13 protein-coding genes are annotated in these 20,844 nt (G+C 69.3%); 12 read left to right on the forward strand and 1 reads right to left on the reverse strand.

The window, feature by feature from the left end:
* Nucleotides 1-23: 23 nt before the first annotated feature.
* From ACH492_RS34870 to ACH492_RS34920, 11 genes are all read left to right on the forward strand, one after another.
* Nucleotides 24-7,025: an amino acid adenylation domain-containing protein gene (locus tag ACH492_RS34870; protein ID WP_398992806.1), complete on the forward strand. Its 7,002-nt coding sequence runs from the start codon at nucleotides 24-26 to the stop codon at nucleotides 7,023-7,025.
* A gap of 135 nt (nucleotides 7,026-7,160) precedes the next feature.
* Nucleotides 7,161-8,114 (forward strand): ATP-binding cassette domain-containing protein, encoded by a 954-nt coding sequence (locus tag ACH492_RS34875; RefSeq protein WP_398992636.1) that lies wholly within the window; start codon nucleotides 7,161-7,163, stop codon nucleotides 8,112-8,114.
* On the forward strand, nucleotides 8,111-9,664 hold the full coding sequence (locus ACH492_RS34880; protein ID WP_398992638.1) for an ABC transporter permease subunit: 1,554 nt from the start codon (nucleotides 8,111-8,113) through the stop codon (nucleotides 9,662-9,664). Before ACH492_RS34875 ends, ACH492_RS34880 begins: the two co-directional genes overlap by 4 nt.
* Nucleotides 9,661-10,437: an ABC transporter permease gene (locus ACH492_RS34885; protein WP_398992640.1), complete on the forward strand. Its 777-nt coding sequence runs from the start codon at nucleotides 9,661-9,663 to the stop codon at nucleotides 10,435-10,437. Before ACH492_RS34880 ends, ACH492_RS34885 begins: the two co-directional genes overlap by 4 nt.
* A gap of 233 nt (nucleotides 10,438-10,670) precedes the next feature.
* Entirely contained in the window at nucleotides 10,671-10,985 is a 315-nt protein-coding gene (locus ACH492_RS34890) for a hypothetical protein (RefSeq protein ID WP_398992642.1), read from the forward strand.
* 18 nt (nucleotides 10,986-11,003) lie between these two features.
* Nucleotides 11,004-11,342 carry a hypothetical protein gene (locus ACH492_RS34895; RefSeq protein WP_398992645.1) on the forward strand — a complete coding sequence of 113 codons (339 nt, stop codon included), beginning with the start codon at nucleotides 11,004-11,006 and terminating at the stop codon, nucleotides 11,340-11,342.
* A 77-nt stretch (nucleotides 11,343-11,419) separates the two neighbouring features.
* Complete coding sequence (locus tag ACH492_RS34900) at nucleotides 11,420-12,571, forward strand: pyridoxal-phosphate dependent enzyme (RefSeq protein WP_398992646.1); 1,152 nt, start codon at nucleotides 11,420-11,422, stop codon at nucleotides 12,569-12,571.
* Nucleotides 12,528-13,439, forward strand: a complete 912-nt coding sequence (locus ACH492_RS34905; RefSeq protein WP_398992648.1) for an ornithine carbamoyltransferase — start codon at nucleotides 12,528-12,530, stop codon at nucleotides 13,437-13,439. The genes ACH492_RS34900 and ACH492_RS34905 overlap by 44 nt, the downstream gene beginning before the upstream one ends.
* Nucleotides 13,440-13,631: 192 nt before the next feature.
* Complete coding sequence (locus ACH492_RS34910) at nucleotides 13,632-15,215, forward strand: MBL fold metallo-hydrolase (protein WP_398992650.1); 1,584 nt, start codon at nucleotides 13,632-13,634, stop codon at nucleotides 15,213-15,215.
* Nucleotides 15,216-15,257: 42 nt separating this feature from the next.
* A complete protein-coding gene (gene hppD, locus ACH492_RS34915; protein WP_398992652.1) occupies nucleotides 15,258-16,277 on the forward strand; it encodes a 4-hydroxyphenylpyruvate dioxygenase in 1,020 nt (339 codons plus the stop codon).
* A complete protein-coding gene (locus tag ACH492_RS34920; RefSeq protein WP_398992654.1) occupies nucleotides 16,274-18,886 on the forward strand; it encodes an aminotransferase class I/II-fold pyridoxal phosphate-dependent enzyme in 2,613 nt (870 codons plus the stop codon). The genes hppD and ACH492_RS34920 overlap by 4 nt, the downstream gene beginning before the upstream one ends.
* 47 nt (nucleotides 18,887-18,933) lie before the next feature.
* Here the strand turns inward: ACH492_RS34920 and ACH492_RS34925 are convergent, their stop codons facing one another.
* Entirely contained in the window at nucleotides 18,934-19,476 is a 543-nt protein-coding gene (locus tag ACH492_RS34925) for a GNAT family N-acetyltransferase (protein ID WP_398992656.1), read from the reverse strand.
* A gap of 197 nt (nucleotides 19,477-19,673) precedes the next feature.
* Here ACH492_RS34925 and dpgA point away from each other — a divergent pair, with 197 nt between their 5' ends.
* Nucleotides 19,674-20,837, forward strand: a complete 1,164-nt coding sequence (gene dpgA / locus ACH492_RS34930) for a 3,5-dihydroxyphenylacetyl-CoA synthase DpgA (RefSeq protein WP_398992658.1) — start codon at nucleotides 19,674-19,676, stop codon at nucleotides 20,835-20,837.
* Nucleotides 20,838-20,844 lie beyond the last annotated feature (7 nt).

Consider the following 20,844-nt stretch of genomic DNA (forward strand, 5'->3'; position numbering starts at 1 on the left):
TGCGGTGGCTGGCCGAGGGTCGCCTGGAGTTCCTGGGCCGGGCGGACGACCAGCTCAAGGTCCGCGGCTTCCGTATCGAGCCGGGCGAGATCGAGACCGCGCTGAGCGGCCACCCGCAGATCAGCGCGGCTGTGGTCACCGCACACGGTGAGGGGGCCGATCGACGATTGGTGTCCTACCTGATCCCCACCGACCACACCCACGGCATACCCGCCCCGGAGGTACTGCGCGAGCATCTCCACCGGACCCTGCCCGACTACATGATCCCGTCCCTCTTCATCGAGCTGGCCGCGCTGCCCCTGACCCCGAACGGAAAGATCAACCGGTCCGCGCTGCCCGAGCCGGACGTCTCCCGCGCGAACCTCAAGGGGTTCTCGGAGCCGTCCGGGGCCACTGAAGAGCTCCTTGCCGGTATCTGGGCGCAGGTCCTGGGAGTGGACCGGGTCGGTGCCACGGACGGCTTCTTCGACCTCGGCGGCCACTCTCTCCTGGCCACGCTGGTGGTCTCCCGCATCCGGGAGGCGTTCGGCGTCGAGGTTTCCCTCGCTTCCCTTTTCGACGCCCCCACCGTCCGCGGCCTGGCTTCGGTGATCGACAGCTCCGCCCGGCACGCCGCACCCCCGGTGGCGGCCGTCGCCCGGGACGAGGTACTGCCGCTGTCGTTCGCGCAGCAGCGGCTGTGGTTCCTGGACCAGCTGGAGCCGGGTTCGCCGGAGTACAACATGTCGACCCGGCTGCGTCTGACCGGCGATGTCGACCTGCCGGCGCTCGGCGCGGCCTTGGACGCGATCGTGGCCCGCCACGAGGTGCTGCGCACCCGTCTGGTGGCCGATGCCGAGGGCGTACCGCACCAGCTCATCGACCCGCCGGCGAGCCTTCCTCTGCCGGTCGTGGACGTCAGCGGATGCGTCCGGCCCCACGAGGAGGCCGACCGCCTGGTCGGCCAGGACGGGCTCACCCCGTTCGACCTGGCGCGCGGCCCCCTCGTCCGCGCCACCCTGGTCCGACTCGCCCCGGACGAGTACGTACTCGCCCTGACGATGCACCACGTCGTCTTCGACGAGTGGTCGGACCGTGTCCTTCAGCGCGAGATGCTGGCGCTGTACGAGGCGTTCAGGTCGGGGGCTCCGGACCCGCTGCCGCCGCTCGGGCTCCAGTACGCCGACTTTGCCGCGTGGCAGCGGAACTGGCTCTCCGGGGAAGTCCTCGACAGCCAAGTGAGCTACTGGCAGGCCAAGTTGGCGGATGTACCGGTTCTGAACCTGCCGGCCGACCGGCCCCGCCCGCCAGTGCGCTCCACCGAGGGCGCGGCGGCGAGGTTCAGCGTTCCGGCGGAGACCGCGGACGCGCTGCGGGCGCTGTCGCGCGAGCACGGCACGACGATGTTCATGACCCTGCTCGCCGCCTTCGACGTCCTCATGGGTCGTTATGGCGCTACGGAGGACGTCGCGGTCGGCACACCGGTGGCGAACCGGAACCGGGCCGAGACCGAGGACCTCATCGGGTTCTTCGTCAACACCCTGGTCATGCGGACGGACCTGTCCGGCGACCCGTCCTTCACCGAGGTGCTGCGCCGGGTGCGCGAGACCGCGCTGGGGGCGTACGCGCACCAGGACCTGCCGTTCGAGCAGCTGGTGGACGATCTGGTCGTGGAGCGCGACCGGTCCCGTACGCCGCTCTTCCAGGCCCTCTTCAGCTATAGCGCCGAAGAGAGGGGTGGATCGCGCGCAACCACCGGCGCGGACACCGATACGGCGTTCATCCCCGAATCCCTGCCGGTGAAGTTCGACCTGATGATGAGCCTGGGTGAGGACGGCGGTGCCCTGGCCGGTGAGATTCGGTACAGCACCGCCCTGTTCGACGCCGACACGATCGAGCGGATGGCGGGGCACCTGGTGACGCTGCTCCAGGCCGTCGCCGCCGACGCGGACCGGAGCGTGGGCGAGCTGCCGCTGCTGACGGCGGCCGAGCAGGATCAGCTGCTGCACGAGTGGACGGACACTGTCGCGGAGCTGCCCGCGGTGGCCGGTATGCACGAGTTGATCGCCGGGCGGGCGGCCGCGACCCCGGACGCGGTGGCCGTCGTATCAGGTGAACTGACCGTCACGTATGGCGAGTTGATGTCCAGGGCGAATCAGCTCACGCACTACCTGCGCGGCGCGGGTGTGGGGACCGAGTCGGTGGTGGCGCTGTGCCTGGAGCGTGGCCCGGACATGGTGGCAGCGGTGTTGGCCGTGTGGCAGGCGGGCGGCGCGTACCTCCCGCTGGATCCCGCATACCCGCAGGACCGGCTGGAGTTCATGCTCGCCGACAGTGGCGCGTCGACATTGGTCGGTCACCGGGCGGTGGCCGCCGATCTGGCCGCGGGCGGTGCGCTGGACACCGTCGTATGGCTGGACGACCCGAAGACGCGGACGGACCTCGCGGCGCTGCCGTCGACGTCACCGCGGGTGTCGGTGCACCCGCAGCAACTCGCGTACGTCATCTACACCTCGGGCTCGACCGGACGTCCGAAGGGCGTCCAGATCACCCACCGGGGTGTCCTCAACCGTGTGTCGTGGATGCAGGACCGCCACGAGCTGGACGCGTCCGAGCGAGTGCTGCACAAGACGCCGCTGACGTTCGACGCGTCGGTGTGGGAGCTGTTCTGGCCGCTGTCCAACGGCGCCGAGCTGGTCCTCGCCGAACCGGGACGGCACGGGGACCTGGACTATCTGGTGGGCCTGCTGGAGTCCCGGCAGATCTCGGTGGTGCAGTTCGTGCCCTCGCTGTTCAAGCTGTTCGTGTCCCATGCGTGGCCGTCGTCGCTGCCCTCGCTGCGTGCCGTGTTCTGCGGTGGCGAGGCGCTGGCCGCAGCCGATGTGGCCGGCTTCTATGCGAGGAACGACACGGCCGTCGTGGCGAACCTGTACGGCCCGACGGAGAACACCATCGACGCGGCCAGCACGGTGTGCCCGCGCCCGGGCGGTACGGCGGACTGGTCGCCGGGCGGCCTGGTCCCCATCGGCCGGCCCCTCACCAACGTACGGCTGCTGGTGCTGGACGACCGGCTGAACCCGGTACCGGTCGGCGTCGCGGGCGAGCTGTTCATCGCCGGGGCCAGCCTGGCCCGGGCGTACGGGGACCGACCCGCGCTGACGGCGGAGCGGTTCGTGGCGGATCCGTTCGCCGGTGACGGGTCCCGGGCGTACCGTTCCGGTGACCAGGTGCGCTGGCGGGCCGACGGACGCCTGGAATTCCTCAGCCGCGTCGACCACCAGGTGAAGGTGCGCGGGTTCCGCATCGAACCCGGCGAGATCGAAGCGGTCCTCGCCGACCACCCCGCCGTGCGGTCGGCGGTCGTGACGACGTGGGGCGAGGCGGCGGACCGGGCGCTGGTGGCCTATCTGGTCCCGGACGACCCGGCCGAGGGCATCCCGGCGACGGCCGAACTGCGCGAGCATGTCCGGCGCAGCGTCCCCGAGTTCATGGTCCCGTCGGTCTTCGTCGAAGTGGCGGCCCTGCCGCTGACCCCCAACGGGAAACTGGACCGGGCAGCCCTGCCGGCGCCGGAGACCGGCCGCACCGACGTGACCGGGTTCGTCGCTCCCTCGGGCGCGGTGGAGGAGCTGCTCGCGGGGATCTGGGGCCGTCTGCTGCCCGTGGACCGGGTCGGCGCCGAGGACAACTTCTTCGAACTGGGCGGGCACTCACTGCTGGCCACCCAGATCGTCTCCCGCATCCGGGACGTCCTGGAAGCGGAGATCCCGCTCTCCACGCTGTTCGACCACCCGACGGTACGCGGACTCGCGTCGGTGATCGCGGAGTCGTCGGAGCGGGTCGGCGTGCGGCCGGTGACGCCGGTCGGCCGGGACCGCGAACTGCCGCTGTCCTTCGCCCAGCAGCGACTGTGGTTCCTCGACCAACTGGAGCCCGGATCACTGGAGTACAGCCTCCCGATGCGGGTCCGGATGGGCCCGGACCTGGACGTCCCCGCCCTCCAGGACGCGTTGAGCGCGATCGTCGCCCGGCACGAGGTGCTGCGGACCCGGCTCGTGGCCGGCCCGGACGGCGTCGCGTACCAGCTGATCGATGCGCCGTCGGCCTTCCCGCTCCCGCTGATCGATGTCTCGACCGAGGGCGACCCCTTGCACGCGGCCGGGAAGCTGGTCGCGGCCGACGAGGCGACACCCTTCGATCTGGCGGGCGGTCCGCTGATCCGCGCCATGCTCATCCGCGTGGCGCCCGACGAGCACGTACTGGCGCTGTCGATGCACCATGTCGTGTCCGACGAATGGTCCACGCGGATCTTCCAGCGGGAACTGACGTACCTCTACGGCGAGTTGCGCGCGGGCCGGAGGCCGTCGCTGCCCCCGCTGGTCGTGCAGTACGCGGACTTCTCCCTCTGGCAGCGGCAGTGGCTGACCGGTGAGGTCCTGGACGGTCAACTGTCTTACTGGCGTGACCAGTTGTCGGACGCCCCGGTCCTGGAACTGCCCACGGACCGCCCGCGTCCGGCGGTCTGGTCGCCGGCCGGCGCGTACACCCGGTTCACCGTTCCGGCGGAGACCATGGAGTCGCTGCGGGCGTTGTCCCAGCGCAGCGGCACGACGATGTTCATGACGCTGCTGGCCGCCTTCGACGTCCTGTTGAGCCGGTATGCCGGCACGGACGACGTCGTCGTGGGCACACCGGTGGCGAACCGGAACCGCGCCGAGACCGAGGACCTGATCGGGTTCTTCGTCAACACCTTGGTGATGCGGGCCGACCTGTCGGGGGACCCGACGTTCACGACGCTGCTCGGTCGCGTCCGCTCCATGGCGCTGGACGCCTACGCGCACCAGGATCTCCCGTTCGAGCAGCTGGTCGACGACCTGGTCGTCGAGCGGGACCGGTCCCGCAGCCCGCTGTTCCAGGTGCTGTTCAACTACTTCACCGAGGACGGGCAGGAGCCTGCCGAGAACGACCCGGACGACGGGCCGGACACCGACTCGTTCCTCGGTGACACCGGCAGCGGCATGACCACCCGCTTCGATCTGCGGCTGGTGCTGACGGATACGGGTGGCGCCCTGAACGGACAGATCGAGTACAGCACCGCGCTGTTCGACCCCGGCACGGCGGAGCGGATGGCGGAACACCTCAGTACGTTGCTGAACGGCGTGGCCAGGGACGCCGAACAGCGGCTGGGCGAACTCCCGTTGCTGGACGACGACGCGCACGACGTACTGGTCCGCGGCTGGAACGACACGGCCGAAGCCCTGCCCGCGATCGGTGGCGTGCACGAGCTGATCGCGGCCGCCGCGGCGGCGGAGCCGGGCGCGACCGCCGTGGTGTTCGACGAGACGTCGGTCGCCTACGGCGAGTTGCTGGAACGCTCGGGGCGGCTGGCGCACTATCTGCGCGGCGCGGGCGTCGGCAGCGAGACCGTGGTCGCGGTGTGCCTGCCGCGCGGCATTGACATGATCGTGGGCATCCTCGCGGTCTGGCAGGCCGGCGGCGCTTATCTGCCGCTGGACCCCGAATACCCGGTGGACCGACTGGAGTTCATGCTCGCCGACAGCGGCGCGGGTGTGCTGCTGGGCACCGACGAGGTGGTCGACGACCTGCCCGTGGGCAGGCTGCGGACGGTCGTCATGGACGATCCGGCGTTGCGGAGCTCCCTGCGGGTGCTGCCCTCGACGCCGCCAGAAGTGCCCGTACACGCAGATCAGTTGGCGTATGTGATCTATACGTCCGGATCCACCGGGCGGCCGAAGGGTGTGCAGGTCACCCATGCGGGAGCGGTCAGTCTGGTGACGGCCCAACGGGAGGCGCTCGGCACGGACCGGGGCGATGTGGTCCTGCAGTTCGCGCCGTTCGGGTTCGACGCGTCGGTGTGGGAACTGCTGATGGCGCTCGCGGCCGGGGGCACCCTGGTCGTCGCTGAGGCGGAGGACCGCGCCGACCCCGGCCGCCTGGCAGCGCTCGCCGCCCGTACCGGAGTGAGCGTGGCCACCGTACCCCCGTCCCTGCTGGACACCCTGAGCCCGGCCGACTTCGGCGGTGTGTCCACCCTGATCACGGCGGGCGAGCGGCTCGACGGGCAGGTGGCCGCCCAGTGGTCCGACGGCCGTCGGCTGCTCAATGCGTACGGTCCGACCGAGACGACGGTGTGCGCGACGGTCGCCGTCTGCGAGGGGGACCGCGGGCAGGCGCCGCCGATCGGCGGTCCGGTCGCGAACACCCGGGTGTACGTGCTGGATTCGCGGCTGCGTCCGTTGCCCGTCGGCGTCGCGGGGGAGTTGTTCATCGCGGGTGCGCAGCTGGCGCGCGGCTACCTCGGCCGTGCGGCGCTGACAGCGGAACGCTTCCTGCCCGACCCCTTCACGGGCGACGGCACGCGGATGTACCGCTCCGGCGACCGGGTGCGGTGGCTGCCGGACGGCCGGCTGGAGTTCCTCGGCCGCGCCGACGACCAGGTCAAGGTCCGCGGCTTCCGGATCGAACCGGGGGAGATCGAGGCGCTGCTCGCCGCCCATCCGATGGTGCGGACGGCCGTCGTCACCGCGAGCGGCCAGGACACCGACCGGCGGCTGCTCGCCTATCTGGTGCCGGCCGAGCAGGCCGACGGCATCCCCTCCGCCGGGGAGCTGAGGGCCTATGCGGGCAACCGGCTGCCGTCGTTCATGGTCCCGTCGGTGTTCATCGAGCTGGCCGAGCTGCCCCTCACCACGAACGGCAAGGTGGACCGGGCGGCGCTCCCGGAGCCGGAGGGCGGGGCAAGGGCGGTGACGGCACAGGTGTACGTCGCCCCCCGCACCGAGACCGAGCGGATCCTCGCCGAGACGTGGACCGAACTCCTGGGTGTGGAACGCGTCGGCGTCGAGGACAACTTCTTCGACCTCGGTGGGCATTCGCTGCTGGCCACCCAGCTGGTCTCCCGCATCCGTGACGTCTTCGGCGTGGACCTGACGCTCGCCGCCGTCTTCGAGGAGCCCACCGTCGCGGCGATCGCGGCGGTCGTCGGAGCCGACGGCGGCGGAGAGTACGAGGCGTTCGAACTCTAGGCGTCATCCTCAGGTATGACTCCGCCCGTCCCTCCTGTGGGGGACGGGCGGAGTGGTGTCTGGCTCCTGTGAGTGGCGTAGAACATGGCTCTTCGCCGTGACGACCGGGACACTCCTTCTCCCTAGTCTGCGGGTATGGAGAAAACGATCGATGGGTCGGACGCGACGATCGAGGTCACGGACGTGCGCAAGCGCTTCGGAAGCACCCAGGCGCTGGACGGGATGACGTTCAACGTCAGGCCGGGGCAGGTCACCGGCTTCGTCGGTCCGAACGGCGCCGGCAAGTCCACGACCATGCGCGTGATCCTCGGCCTGGACAGGCCCGACAAAGGAACCGCGCTGGTCGGCGGGCGCCGCTACCAGGATCTGCGCACCCCGCTCACGCACATCGGGGCGCTGCTGGACGCCGCCGCCGTGCAGCCGAGCCGTACCGCCCGGCATCATCTGCTGTGGCTGGCCCACTCCCAGGGCCTCGGCGCCGGGCGGGTCGACGACGTGATCCGGCAGGTCGGCCTCCAGGACGTGGCCCAGCGCAAGGCGGGCGGCTTCTCCCTGGGAATGAGGCAGCGCCTCGGCATCGCGGCCGCCCTGCTCGGCAACCCCCCGGTGATCATGCTCGACGAGCCCTTCAACGGCCTGGACCCCGAAGGGTTCATGTGGATGCGCGGCTTCCTCGCCTCGCTGGCCGAACAGGGGCGGGCCGTGCTGGTCTCCAGCCACCTGATGAGCGAACTGCAGGACAGCGCGGACCACGTGGTGGTCGTCGGACGCGGCAAGGTCGTCGCCGACATGAGTGTGCGGGACCTGCTGGCGTCGATGTCCCAGGGAAGGGTGACCCTGCGGACGTCCGCCCTCACCCAGGCCATGACCGTCCTGGCCCGCTCGGGCGCCACCGTGAGCTCCACCGGAGCCGACACGGTCAGCGTGACCGGGCTGCCCGCGGAGCACGTCGTGTCGCTGCTCAGCCAGAACTCGGTGCCGTTCTCGGAGATCTCCGAGCACCGCGCGTCGCTGGAAGAGGCGTACATGGAGCTCACCCGGGACGCCGTGCAGTACCGCGGCGTCGTTCCCGAGGAGGCCGGCCGATGACCTCCACGATGACGCCGCCCCGCACGACCGCGCGGCCGGGGCGGGGCGGCTTCGGACAGCTGCTGCACGCGGAGTGGACCAAGTTCCGTACGGTGCGGGGCTGGGTGCAGAGCACGGTCGGCGCGGTGCTGATCATCTGCCTGGTGGGCCTGCTCGCCACGGCGGCGGGCAACAAGTCCGACCCGGACGGCAGTTCCGCGCTGCCCGTGGGCCCCGGCGGTGAAGCGGTCAACGACAGCTTCTACTTCGTACACCAGAAGCTCCAGGGCGACGGCACCATCACCGTCTCGGTGTCCTCGCTGGCCGGTGTCGTCTCGACGAACCCGAACGACAGCAGGAGCGGCCTCGCCCCGTGGGCGAAGGCCGGCATCATCGTGAAGGACAGCCTCGACCAAGGGTCGTCGTACGCGGCGATGATGGTCACCGGCAGCCACGGCGTGCGCATGCAGCACGATTACACGCACGACACCGCCGGGATGACCGGCGCCGCCTCCCAGGAGTCACCGCGCTGGCTGCGGCTCCAGCGCACCGGCGACACGCTCACCGGCTATCAGTCGACCGACGGGTCCAAGTGGACCGAGGTGGGCCATGCGGATCTCTCCGGGTTGTCGGCGACACCGCAGGTCGGGCTGTTCGTGACCTCCCCGTCCAGTAAGGACGAGACCGGAACCGGAACGGGCTTCGCCCCGGCCGTCGCCACCGGCACCTTCGACCAGGTCACCCTGGGCGGCCAGTGGACCGGCGGCTCCTGGGAGAGCGATCAGGTCGGCAAGGACGCCGGCACCTCCGCCAGCTACAGCCAGGACACCAAGGGTGGGGCCGCCCCCTCCGGCAGCGGCTTCAAGGTGACCGGCGCGGGCGACATCGCGCCCGTCGTCGGCGGCCCCGCCACGAGCGGCGTACGGACCATCGAGAACTTCCTCGTCGGCGCGTTCGCCGGACTGATCATCATGGTCGTCGTGGGCGCGGGCTACATCACCGTCGAGTACCGGCGGGGCATGATCGGCCTGACCCTGGCGGCCAGCCCGCGCCGGGGCCGCGTCCTGGTGGCGAAGGGCCTCGTGGTGGGCTCCGTCGCCTTCGTCGTCGGCCTGGTCTCCGCCGCGGTCATGGTCCCCTTCGGGGGACAGCGGTCGGAGTCCAACGGCTTCCCCGTGCTGACGGTACCGACGGCGACCGAACTGCGCGTCATCGTCGGCACGGGCCTGCTGCTCGCCGCCGCGAGCGTCTTCGCCCTCGCTGTCGGCGCCATCCTGCGGCGCAGCGCCGTCGCCATCACCGTGGTCGTCGTCGGCATGGTGCTGCCCTACCTCCTCGCGACCGCGTCCGTACTGCCCGACGGGGCCTCGCAGTGGCTGCTGAGGGTCACCCCCGCCGCCGGATTCGCCATCCAGCAGAGCATCGAGCGCTACGACCAGGTCGTCACCGTCTACTCACCGTCGTCCGGCTACTTCCCGCTGGCACCCTGGGCCGGCCTCGGCGTCCTGTGCGCCTATGCCGCGGCCGCGTTTGCCGCCGCCGTGATCCTGCTCCGTCGGAGGGACGTATGAAATTCGCCGGACGTGCCGAATGGACGAAGCTGCGGACCGACGCGAGCAACAGCTGGCTGACGCTCGGCGTGGTCGCGCTGACCATCGCGGTCAGTGCCGCGGTGGCCATGACATCCAGGTGTGACGCCAGCGGCTGCGGCGGGGACCCGGCGCGGCTCAGCCTCACCGGCGTGCTGGTCGGCCAGGTCGTCGTCGCGATCGTGGCGGTGCTGATGGTCGGCAACGAGTACAGCACCGGCATGATGCACACCACGCTTACCGCGATGCCGCGCCGGCTGACGGTCCTCTTCTCGAAGTCCGCCGTGCTCACCGCGGTGATGCTGGTGGCGGGAATCGTCTCCGTACTGGGGTCCCTGCTGATCGGGCGCCTCGTGCAGCCTGGGCGCGGCTTCACGAAGGAACACGGCTTCTCGGCCCTGTCGCTGGCCGACGAGGCGACGCTGCGGGCCGCCGTGGGCTCCGTCCTCTACCTCGTGCTGATCGGCCTGCTCAGCCTCGGTATCGCACTGGTCGTACGGAACTCCGCGACCGCCATCGGGATCGTTCTCGCCCTGCTGTTCGTCTTCCCGATCCTCGCCCAGGTGATCGCCGACCCCGACTGGCAGCGCCACCTCCAGCAGATCTCCCCGATGACGGCGGGCCTCGCCGTCCAGACGACCGTCAATGTCGACGACCTGCCCATCGGCCCCTGGCAGGGCCTCGGCGTCCTGGCCCTGTGGGCGCTGGGCGCGATGGCCGCCGGCGGCTGGCTGCTCCGCGCACGGGACGCGTAAGCGACGACGAGCGAAGACCGTCGTCCACAAACCTCCCCCCGGGGCAGGATTCGGCGGTCTGCGCGTTCAACCGGCGCACAGGCGCAGTTGAACGCGCAGACCGTCGTTCCTGTCACCCTGCACTTATAGATCAGCAGGCACGCTTGTCGTACTCTGAGAGCGCCTAATAACGCGACACCACGTTTCGCGGCATTCCGATGGACCGTCTCTGTTCGGTTCATCCGACGCTGTACGTGGTCGATTTCGCCGTCGGCCCGCTTTCGGAGGTTCCGGTGAGGAAGTACTGCAAGTCCTACCTGCTGGGTGAATTGCGTCGCTTTCCGGGCTGGTTGGCCGGCGCGCGACCGGAAGAGCGTGAACTGACCAATGACACGACGGTGTTCCTCTGTGACGAATTCACCGTCATGGTCAGTCCTGTCGGAGTCGACAAGGACAAGAGGCTGTTCACGGAGGACACTCCGGAGTGGCGGGAATTCTGCGAGACCACGCTGAAGTTCCGAATACCGGAAGACCTGGCTTTCGCGTATGCCGAGTCCGAGCAGAACTGAGCCCCCGAGAGGTGACCCATGGATGAACTGACTCAGCGGCTGAGCGCCGAACAGCCGGTGGCGGTCGGCGGCCCCAAGCCCACGCTGGAGGAACTGCGCGTCCGCCTGGAGGACATCGGGACGGTATTCGTCAAGTTCACCGGTACCCGCGGCGGCACCGACCTGGGCATACGCCTGGACCGCGAGGCATCCGACCTCGCCGGGGCCGACTTCGACAAGGGCAGCGGCACCGTCCACATCGAGGGAACGCTGATCCTCAACGACGACCCCGTTCGCTGCGTCGCCGACATCGATCTGGCGACGCTCGAGGGAACGGGCCGCCTGGTGGTCGTGGAACGGTCCGAGGTTGCTGGCTGACCGTTTTCCATCCGGCGCTTCGGGGGCCGTGAGGGGATCCGTCACGAGCACTCAAGAAGATCGGATGTGACTGGCACATGGGAGCTGCAGGCTCTCCCGGACCGATACGAAAACCGCTCGTCGGGGAAACCCGGATCTTCGACACCACCCCGATCGTCGACCTGTACGTCAAGGTCGACGGAATCGACCGGCGACTGCGGCTCAAACTCGAATCGGCCAATCCCTTCGGCTCGTTGAAGGATCGAATCGCCGCCTCCCTCATCGATCACGTGGCTGACAGGATCGACAAGGAAATCGGCATCATCGAATCGACATCCGGAAATCTCGGTGTCGCGATGTCGGCCGAGTGCGGTGCTCGCGGAATTCCCTTGAACGCTGTCGTCGACCCCCGGACGAGCTCGTTCTTCGTCGACCGTATGCGCGGGCTCGGCGCCCGGGTGACGGTCGTCGACGAACCGGATTTCTCCGGGGGCTTTCTACTGAACCGCATTCGGTACGTGCGGGAGCAGCTGAGCGCCCGCCCCGGTCTGGTCTGGACGAACCAGTACCGGAGCGAGGCGAACCCCAACGCCCACTTCAACACCACGGCGCCCGAACTGCGTGCGCAGGTGCCCGGCCCCGCGACGATCCTGGTGCCGGTCTCCACCGGCGGCACCCTCGCCGGCCTGTCGAGATTCGTCGGGTCGACGGGTGCGGCCTGGCGGCTCGTCGGGGTCGACGTGCACGGCTCCGCGGCACTCGGCGGGGACCCCAGCCGACGGCTCCTGTCCGGGATCGGGGCCAGCTGCTCGTCCAACTTCCTCGATCCCGCCACGACCGAGGCTCTGCACGTCGACGTCACCGAGGCCATTTCTACCTGCCTGTGGCTGTCCGAGCAGGCCGGGATCGGTGTCGGCGGCAGTTCCGGCGCGACCGTCGCCGCCGCTCTGCGCATGTTCCGGCAGAACCCGCGGACGGATGAACTGATCTGCCTGTGCCCCGACGGTGCGGACCGCTACCGGAGCACGATCTACCGGGCCGACTGGCGGGCGGCCCACGGCATCACGGGCGTCGGGATCGGCGCGGGCGTCGAGCTGACCCGCGGCCGGTATCCCGATCCCGCCGAACAGCATGGGAAGCGCCCTCTCCGAACAAGAACGGGGGATCATGTTCGCACCGCAGCACGGGCTGTTGACGCTGTCCGACTTGACCAGGGAGGACCTGGAACGCCTGGCGGCCCGGTCCCGTGACCTGTACCACGACCTGAGCGCGCACGACCGGCCCCTGCGGGACAAGGTCGTCGGGGTCCTCTTCACCAAGACCTCGACCCGGACCAGAACCGCCTTCAGCGTCGGCACCGTAAGACTGGGCGGATTCCCCCTGATGTACGGGCCGGGCGATCTGCAGACGGCCACGGGGGAGTCCCTCCAGGACACCGGGCGCGTATTCGGCTCCATGCTGGACGCGCTCGTCGTCCGCACCGCCGGCCCCCTCGACGAATTGCGGGAGATATCCCGGGCCGGTGATCTGCCCGTCATCAACGCGATGGCCGCGGAAGAACACCCGACCCAGGGGATCTGCGACCTGGCGACGATGCTCATGGAATTCGGCTCGCTCGACGGACTGTCGCTGCTCTATCTCGGCGAGGGAAACAACACGGCGTCGGCACTGGCGTACGGGCTCTCCCGTATGCCGAATTGCCGCCTCACCTTTGCCACCCCACCCGGATACGGGCTGGATTCCCAGGTGCTGGACGACACCGCGAAACGGGCGGCATCGGTGGGCGGGACGGTCACCCAGATCCACCACCTCGACGACCTGCCGGCCCAGGCGCACGTCGTCTACACGACCCGCTGGCAGACGACGGGCACCGTCAAGGCGGACCCGAACTGGCGGGAGAAGTTCCGGCCGTTCCACATCGACGAGCGCCTGATGAGGCGATGGCCCGACGCGAAGTTCATGCACGACCTGCCCGCACACCGCGGCGAGGAGGTCTCGGGCGCCGTACTCGAAGGGCCGCGCTCGATCGCCTGGGCGCAGGCCAAGATGAAACTCACCAGCGCCATGGCAGTCCTGGAGCGGAGCGTTGCCGGCGACCCCGGCCGCAGCCGCGACTGACGCATTGCCGCAGTTGAACACAGCCGCCCACGGTTGTCCTTTCACCGCGACTGTTGATTCCCTGCGGTGGTAGCACTCATATCCGCACTTCTTCTCGGCAGATCCGGTCGTGGATCTTCCCAGCATGTCCAAGAAACCAGCACGCACAAGAAACTCCTTTTCGTTCGGAATGCCTGGAGGGGCGGAAGTCTGATGGCTGATGAGCAGTTGTTTCTGCGGCCGAAGGTCATAATCGAGCCACTTGTGGACAGGTTCTACGTCTGGCCGCACACGCTGGCTCCGATTCAGGCGGCGATGAACCTGGCATTCCTGCAGGTTCCGCTGCTGGAGTCGTATCTCCAGTCCCCGAAGGTGCATGTCGCGGCCAGCCACAACCCCGAACTGCGCGGCGGCTATTTCATCAACATCCCGGAGGAGCGCGCCGACGAGGTGCGCGACCTGCTCGCCACGATCAAGCGTGAGCGTGCCGAGATGCTGCGGTTCGCCGAAGCCGTCGCCGAGGGACAGGAACTGCTGAGGTCCAACGCGACCGGCTTCGACCTGACCCCGCTGTACCCGAAGCTGCCGCAGGAACTCGGCGGCCTGGTGGAGCTGGCGTACGACACCGACAACCAGGCGCAGATGCGCTTCATGGAACCGCTCGCGTACCACAGCGGCATCTACCAGGAAGAGCGGCAGTCGGTGCAGCTGTCCTTCGAGACCGGCATCGAGCGCCCCTTCATCCTCAGCACCCCGCGCCTGCCCTCCCCGGACGTGCTGGAGCTGGCGATCCCCTTCCGTCACGCGGGCCTGGAAGAGCTGTTCAAGTCCCGGGTACGGCCCACCACGCTGTCCCACCTGCGCGAGTCCCTGGAACTCGACGACGCCCAGGCCGCACGGCTGTCCGGGATGCTGAGCGAGCAGCCGAGCCTGGCCGAGGACCGGCACATCGACGCCGGCGGCCGGATCCGCTACTTCGGACACGCCTGCCTGGTGCTGCAGACCTCCGAAGCCGCCATCGTGACCGACCCGTTCATCAGCGCGGACAACACCGCGGGCGACCGGTACACCCTGGACGACCTGCCCGACTTCATCGACCTCGTGGTGATCACACACGGCCACCAGGACCACATCGTTCTGGAGACGCTGCTCCAGCTGCGCGGCCGCGTCGGATCGGTCGTCGTGCCGCGCGCCTCGCGCGGCAACCTGGCCGACCCGTCGATGGCGCTGATGCTCAAGCACCAGGGCTTCCCGGTCATCGAGGTCGACGATTTCGACGAGGTGGAGTTCCCCGGCGGCAAGGTCACCGCTACCCCGTTCCTCGGCGAGCACTGCGACCTCGACATCCGCGGCAAGTCCACGTACTGGGCGGAGCTCGCGGGCAAGAAGGTCTTCATCGGAGCGGACTCCTCGGGCATCGACCCGCTGCTCTACCGCTACGTCAAGCGACACCTGGGCACCGCCGACATCGCCTTCCTGGGCATGGAGTGCGACGGCGCCCCGCTCACCTGGCTCTACCAGGCGCTGCTCACCAAGCCGGTGACGAAGAAGATGAGCAACTCCCGCAAGCTGTCCGGTTCCAACGCCGCGCAGGCCGCCGACATCATGGTCGAACTCGGTGCCAAGGAGGCGTACGTGTACGCCATGGGCGAGGAGCCCTGGCTGGGCCACGTCATGGCGACGACGTACACCGAGGACACGTACCAGATCAAGCAGATCGACGAGTTCATGACCTGGTGCAAGGACCGCGGTATCAAGGCCGGACACCTCTACGGCCAGCAGGAATGGCGCTGGTAGCCCAACGACAGCCGGGCCGTCGGTCCTTGAGGAGGTACCTCCATGCCAGTGCACGACATGGCGCACACCGAGCTGTACACCAGTCATGCGCCGCCCACCATCGACTACTTCGTCTCGGGAATGGGCTTCACTCGGGTCGCGGACCGCGTGGAGGCCGACCGGAGCTCCATCCTGCTGCGGCAGGGCGAGACCCGGCTGATCGTCACCTCGGGCCGGGGGATCTGGAAGTTTCTCGACCAGCACGGGGACGGCATCGCCGACATCGCGCTGACCTGTGACGACGTGACAGAGACCCGGGACGCGGCCGTCGCGGCGGGCGCCGAATCGTTCGCTCCCGTCTACGGCAACCCGGTCGTGTCCGGTTTCGGCAGCGTCACCCACACACTGGTGCCGCGCCCCTCCGATCCCGACGCGTGGCCCGCCGGGCGCGCCTGGGAGCCCGCACCACAGGCGCAGAACGTCGATACCGGCCGCATCCGGCTGCTCGACCACGTCGCGGTCTGCGTCGAGGGAAGCGCGCTGAAGGACTACGCCGACTACTACGGGGCCGCCTTCGGGATGTCCCCCTACTCCTCCGAGTACGTCGCTGTCGGCGATCAGGCGATGGACTCGATCGTCGTGCGCAGCGCGTCCGGCCGGGTCACCTTCACCCTGGTCGCACCGGACCCGACGAAGAGCCCCGGACAGCTGGACGCGTTCCTCGACCGCAACGGCGGTCCCGGTGTCCAGCACCTGGCCTTCCTGGTCGACGAGATCATCCCGGCGGTACGCGAACTCCGCGACCAGGGTGTGGAGTTCCTCAGCACACCGGACACGTACTACGACATGCTCGCCGACCGGTTCACCGGAATGCGCGAGAGGATCGCGGAGCTGCGGGCCACCCAGATACTCGCCGACCGCGACGAATGGGGTTATCTGCTCCAGCTGTTCAGCCGATCGCCCTACGAGCGCAACACCCTCTTCTTCGAGCTCATCCAGCGTCAGGGCTCCCGAGGCTTCGGCAGCGCCAACATCCGGGCCCTGTACGAGGCCGTCGAACGCGACAGGCTGGCCGCCGGGTGAGCGAGCGGCCGGGCGGCGGCGCCGCGCGGGGACCGCACACCCTGGGCGACTACGCCGCCCTGGCCCGTGCGGAACTGGCCCCCGACGTCTGGGACTTCATCGAGGGCGGCGCCGGCCGGGAGCGGACCCTCGCCGCTAACGCGGAGGCCTTCGACCGCGTACGGCTGCGGCCGCGAGTACTCACCGGTGTGCACCGGCCCGAGACCGGCACCCGGATCCTGGGGCGCGACTGGGCGGCACCGATCGGCATCGCGCCCCTCGCCTACCACACGCTCGCCGACCCGGCGGGGGAGGTCGCCACCGCCCGGGCCGCGGGTACGGCCGGGCTGCCCCTGGTCGTCAGTACCTTCGCCGGGCGGACCATCGAGGACATCGCCCGGGTCGGCTCCGCCCCGCTCTGGCTCCAGGTGTACTGCTTCCGCGACCGCGATGTGACACGAGGCCTCGTCGAGCGTGCCGAGCGGGCCGGCTTCGAGGCACTGGTCCTCACGGCCGACGCGCCCCGCCTCGGCCGCCGGCTGCGTGACATCCGCAACAACTTCCGGCTGCCGGAGGGCATCACGCCGACCAACCTGGCCGGCGACGGCTTCGCCTCGCCCGGCGGCCATGCGCTGGCCGAGTTCGATCCGGCCCTCGACTGGTCGGTGATCGAGTGGCTGCACTCCATCAGCTCGCTCCCGGTACTGGTCAAGGGCGTGCTCACGGCGTCCGACGCGCGGCGCGCCCTGGCAGCCGGGGCCGACGGCATCGTCGTGTCGAACCATGGCGGCCGACAGCTGGACGGCGCCCCGGCCACGCTGGACGTGCTGCCCGAGATCGCGGCGGCGGTGGCCGGCGCCTGCCCGCTCCTGATGGACGGCGGGATCCGCCGCGGTGGTGACGTGCTGGCGGCCCTGGCCCTGGGCGCCGACGCGGTACTCCTGGGCCGACCGGTGCTGCACGGCCTGGCCGTGGGACGGGCCGAGGGCGTGCAGCGGGTGCTGGGCATCGTCGTCGACGAGCTCAAGGAGGCGATGCTGCTCACCGGCACGGCGACGGTCGCGGAAGCGGCACCCCAACGGGTGGGCAGGCCTCCGGGCGGCGAGCTGCTGGTGGGCGAGTCCCCGGTGGGTGAGCTTCTGGTGAGTCAGTCGCCGGTGGGTGAATCTCCGGTGAGCGGGTCGGTGAGCGGCCATTCGGCGAGCGGATCCGGGCCGACCGGGGCACCGGTCATGACACCGTCGCATACGCGGGAGACACCCGGCCGGGCGACGGCAGGGGTCTACGGACCGTCGGACCCCGTCCCGGCCACGGCATGGGACACCCGCCCCGCCTCCGCACTGCGCAAGCAGGACCTGCACGGCAGCGTGTCCGACCCTGTGCTGGACACGATGAACTTCCTCAACGAGATCACGCACCGCTACCCCGACGCGATCTCGTTCGCGCCCGGCCGCCCCTATGACGGCTTCTTCGAGACCGAGCAGATCTTCACCTACCTCCGCCGCTACCTGGACCACCTGGAGGAGGGCGGCGCGTCCCCCGCCGAGATCCGCTCCGCCCTCTTCCAGTACGGCCCCACCAGCGGCCAGATCCGGGAACTGATCGCCGACTCGCTGCGCAAGGACGAGAACATCGACGTGCCGGCCGAGTCCGTCGTGGTCACGGTCGGCTGCCAGGAGGCGATGTTCCTCGCGGTACGGGCGCTCATCTCGGGACCCGACGACGTCCTGCTGGTCTCCAGCCCCTGCTACGTCGGCATCACCGGCGCGGCCCGGCTGCTGGACATCGAGGTACGCGCGGTCGAGGAGAGCGAGAAGGGATTCCGGTGCGCCGATCTGGAGGCGGCGCTCCTCGCCGAGCGGGCGCGCGGCAGACGCCCTCGCGCCTTCTACGTCATCCCCGACCACTCGAACCCGTCCGGCACCACCATGCCCCTGAGTACGCGGCAGGAGCTTCTCGACCTGGCGGAGCGGCACGACATCCTGATCCTGGAGGACAGCCCCTACCGGATGGTCAGCCCCGGAGGCCAGCTGCCGACCCTCAAGTCCCTGGACCATGGACGCAGGGTCGTCCACCTGGGCTCGTACTCCAAGACTCTCTTCCCCGGTGCCCGCGTGGGCTTCGTCGTGGCCGACCAGCCCGTCGTCGACGGTGCGGAGGACAGCGGGCTGCTGGCGGACGAACTCACCAAGATCAAGAGCATGGTGACCGTCAACACCTCCCCGGTCAGCCAGGCCGTCACGGCAGGCATGCTCCTGTCCGCGGACGGGCGGACCTCGGAGCTCAACACCCGTACCGCCGCGTACTACGGGGACGCGATGCGTGTCACCCTCCGTGAGCTCGAACGGAACTTCCCCGAGGACGAGCGGACCGCGCTCGGTATTCGGTGGAACGAGCCCAGCGGAGGATTCTTCCTGGCGGTCGACATGCCGTTCAGCGCCGACAATGCGGCACTAATTCGCTCTGCAGAGGAATTCGGGGTCATCTGGACGCCCATGTCGTACTTCTATCCCGGGGGCGGCGGCGACAACAGCCTTCGCCTGTCCGTCAGTTATCTTTCGCACCAGGAGATCGAAGAGGGGGTAGAGCGGCTGGCCCGCTTTGTGAAAGCACAGAAGGGCCGGCCGTGATCACTGATGTCCGAATACTCCGACCGTAATCACCGATCCCCAGATGTTCAGCCTTTGTCGAGGTCTTCCCATTTCTCGGCGGGCAGGCTGAACATCTGGAGATCGGTCCATTCCCGTTTCCCCCGTACGAAGACGGTCCGCTGCGACCTGAACTCGAATCCGATCCGCTCCAGAAGCCGTGCGGACCGCTGATTCCGTACGTCGCACTCCGCCGAAACCGTCCGCAGGCCGGTGCCGAACAGTTCGTGCAGCACGGCACGTACGGCCTCGGTCGCGTACCCGTGCCCCTGCCGGTCACGGGCGAGACTGAATCCGACCTCGGCCTCACCGCCGCCGGGCTGCCCGTTCACCGCGACATCCCCCAGCAGGCATCCGTCGGCCTTCAGCTCGACCGCGTACTGAAACCATCCGGGCCCGGCGGGATCGTTCCGGGCGTATCTGCGCACGAGTAGTCCTGCCGATTCGAGGGACAACGGAAAGTCCCATTCCTGATAACGGGCGACCTCGGGGTCCGAGCGATAGGCGGCGAACGCCGGTATGTCGGCAGACTGGAAACGTCGAAGTCGAAGACGCGCAGTGTCAATCAGCACAGGTGGAGGGTCCCACGATTCCAGCGTGCGCGTTCAGTCCGGGGATTGCCGCAGTTGAACACTCTCCCATTTCCGTGCCGCCGGGTCATAGTTGCTAGTTGCCAGTGGTGGCTCTTCAACACGCCAGAAGGAGTAGCGGTGTTCACAGCGAAATATCTCATCCGCAGCAAAACCCGTATGTGGGGGTGGACTTTCCGATGACCTTCACAACGAGCCTTCCGGGCACCGCCGTTCTGGACCTTCCGGATCCCGCGGCGAAGCTCACGACGGGCTCCGCCCGGATCGCGGGCGTCGGCACCGCGACCACGGAGCGTTCGTACAGCCAGCTGGAACTGCTCGACCTCTTCCACATCACGGACCCCAAGGTCCGCTCCGTCTTCCTCAACAGCGCCATCGAGCGGCGCCACCTCACCATCCCGCCCGAGGCCGCCGACGGCACACGTGTTCCGGAGGCCCAGGGCGCGCTCCTCACCAAGCACAAGAGAGTCGCCCTCGACATGGGGGCCAGGGCCGTGAAGGCCTGTCTCGAGAACTCCGGCATCGAGCGGTCGGACATCGACTACCTGTGCTGCGTGACCACCACGGGCTTCCTCACCCCCGGCATCAGCGCCCTGCTCATCCGGGAGATGGGAATCAGCGCCGCGACCAGCCGTGTGGACGTCGTGGGCATGGGCTGCAACGCCGGACTCAACGCGCTCAACGCCACCGCCGGCTGGGCCGTCGCCAACCCCGGCAAGGTCGCCGTCATGCTCTGCACCGAGGCCTGCTCGGCGGCGTACGTCATGGACTCGACGCTGCGCACCGCCGTCGTGAACAGCCTGTTCGGCGACGGCGCGGCCGCCATCGCCCTGATCGCCGACACCCCGGACACCGCGTACGTCACCTCCGGGGCGCCGGGCGGCCCGCCGTCCGCAGCGGGCAGTCCCCGCATCCTCGGCTTCGCCAGCCACCTCATCACCGAGGCGATTGACGCGATGCGCTACGACTGGGACGACGACCAGGGGAAGTTCAGCTTCTACCTGGACCCCCAGGTCCCGTACGTCGTCGGCGCCAACGCGGAGCAGGTGGTCGACCGGTTGCTGGACGGTGCGGGACTGCGCCGCAGCGACATCGCGCACTGGCTGGTGCACTCGGGCGGCAAGAAGGTCATCGACGCCGTACGAATCAACCTCGGCCTGACCCGCCACGACGTACGGCACACCACCGGCGTCCTGCGCGACTACGGCAACCTGTCGAGTTCCTCCTTCCTGTTCTCCTACGAACGGCTCCTCAAAGAACAGGAGACCCGGGCGGGGGACTACGGCGTACTGATGACCATGGGCCCTGGCTCGACCATCGAGACTGCCCTGGTGCAGTGGTGACGGAGAA

The organism is Streptomyces sp. NPDC019443, from assembly GCF_044389785.1.
GTDB lineage: Bacteria > Actinomycetota > Actinomycetes > Streptomycetales > Streptomycetaceae > Streptomyces.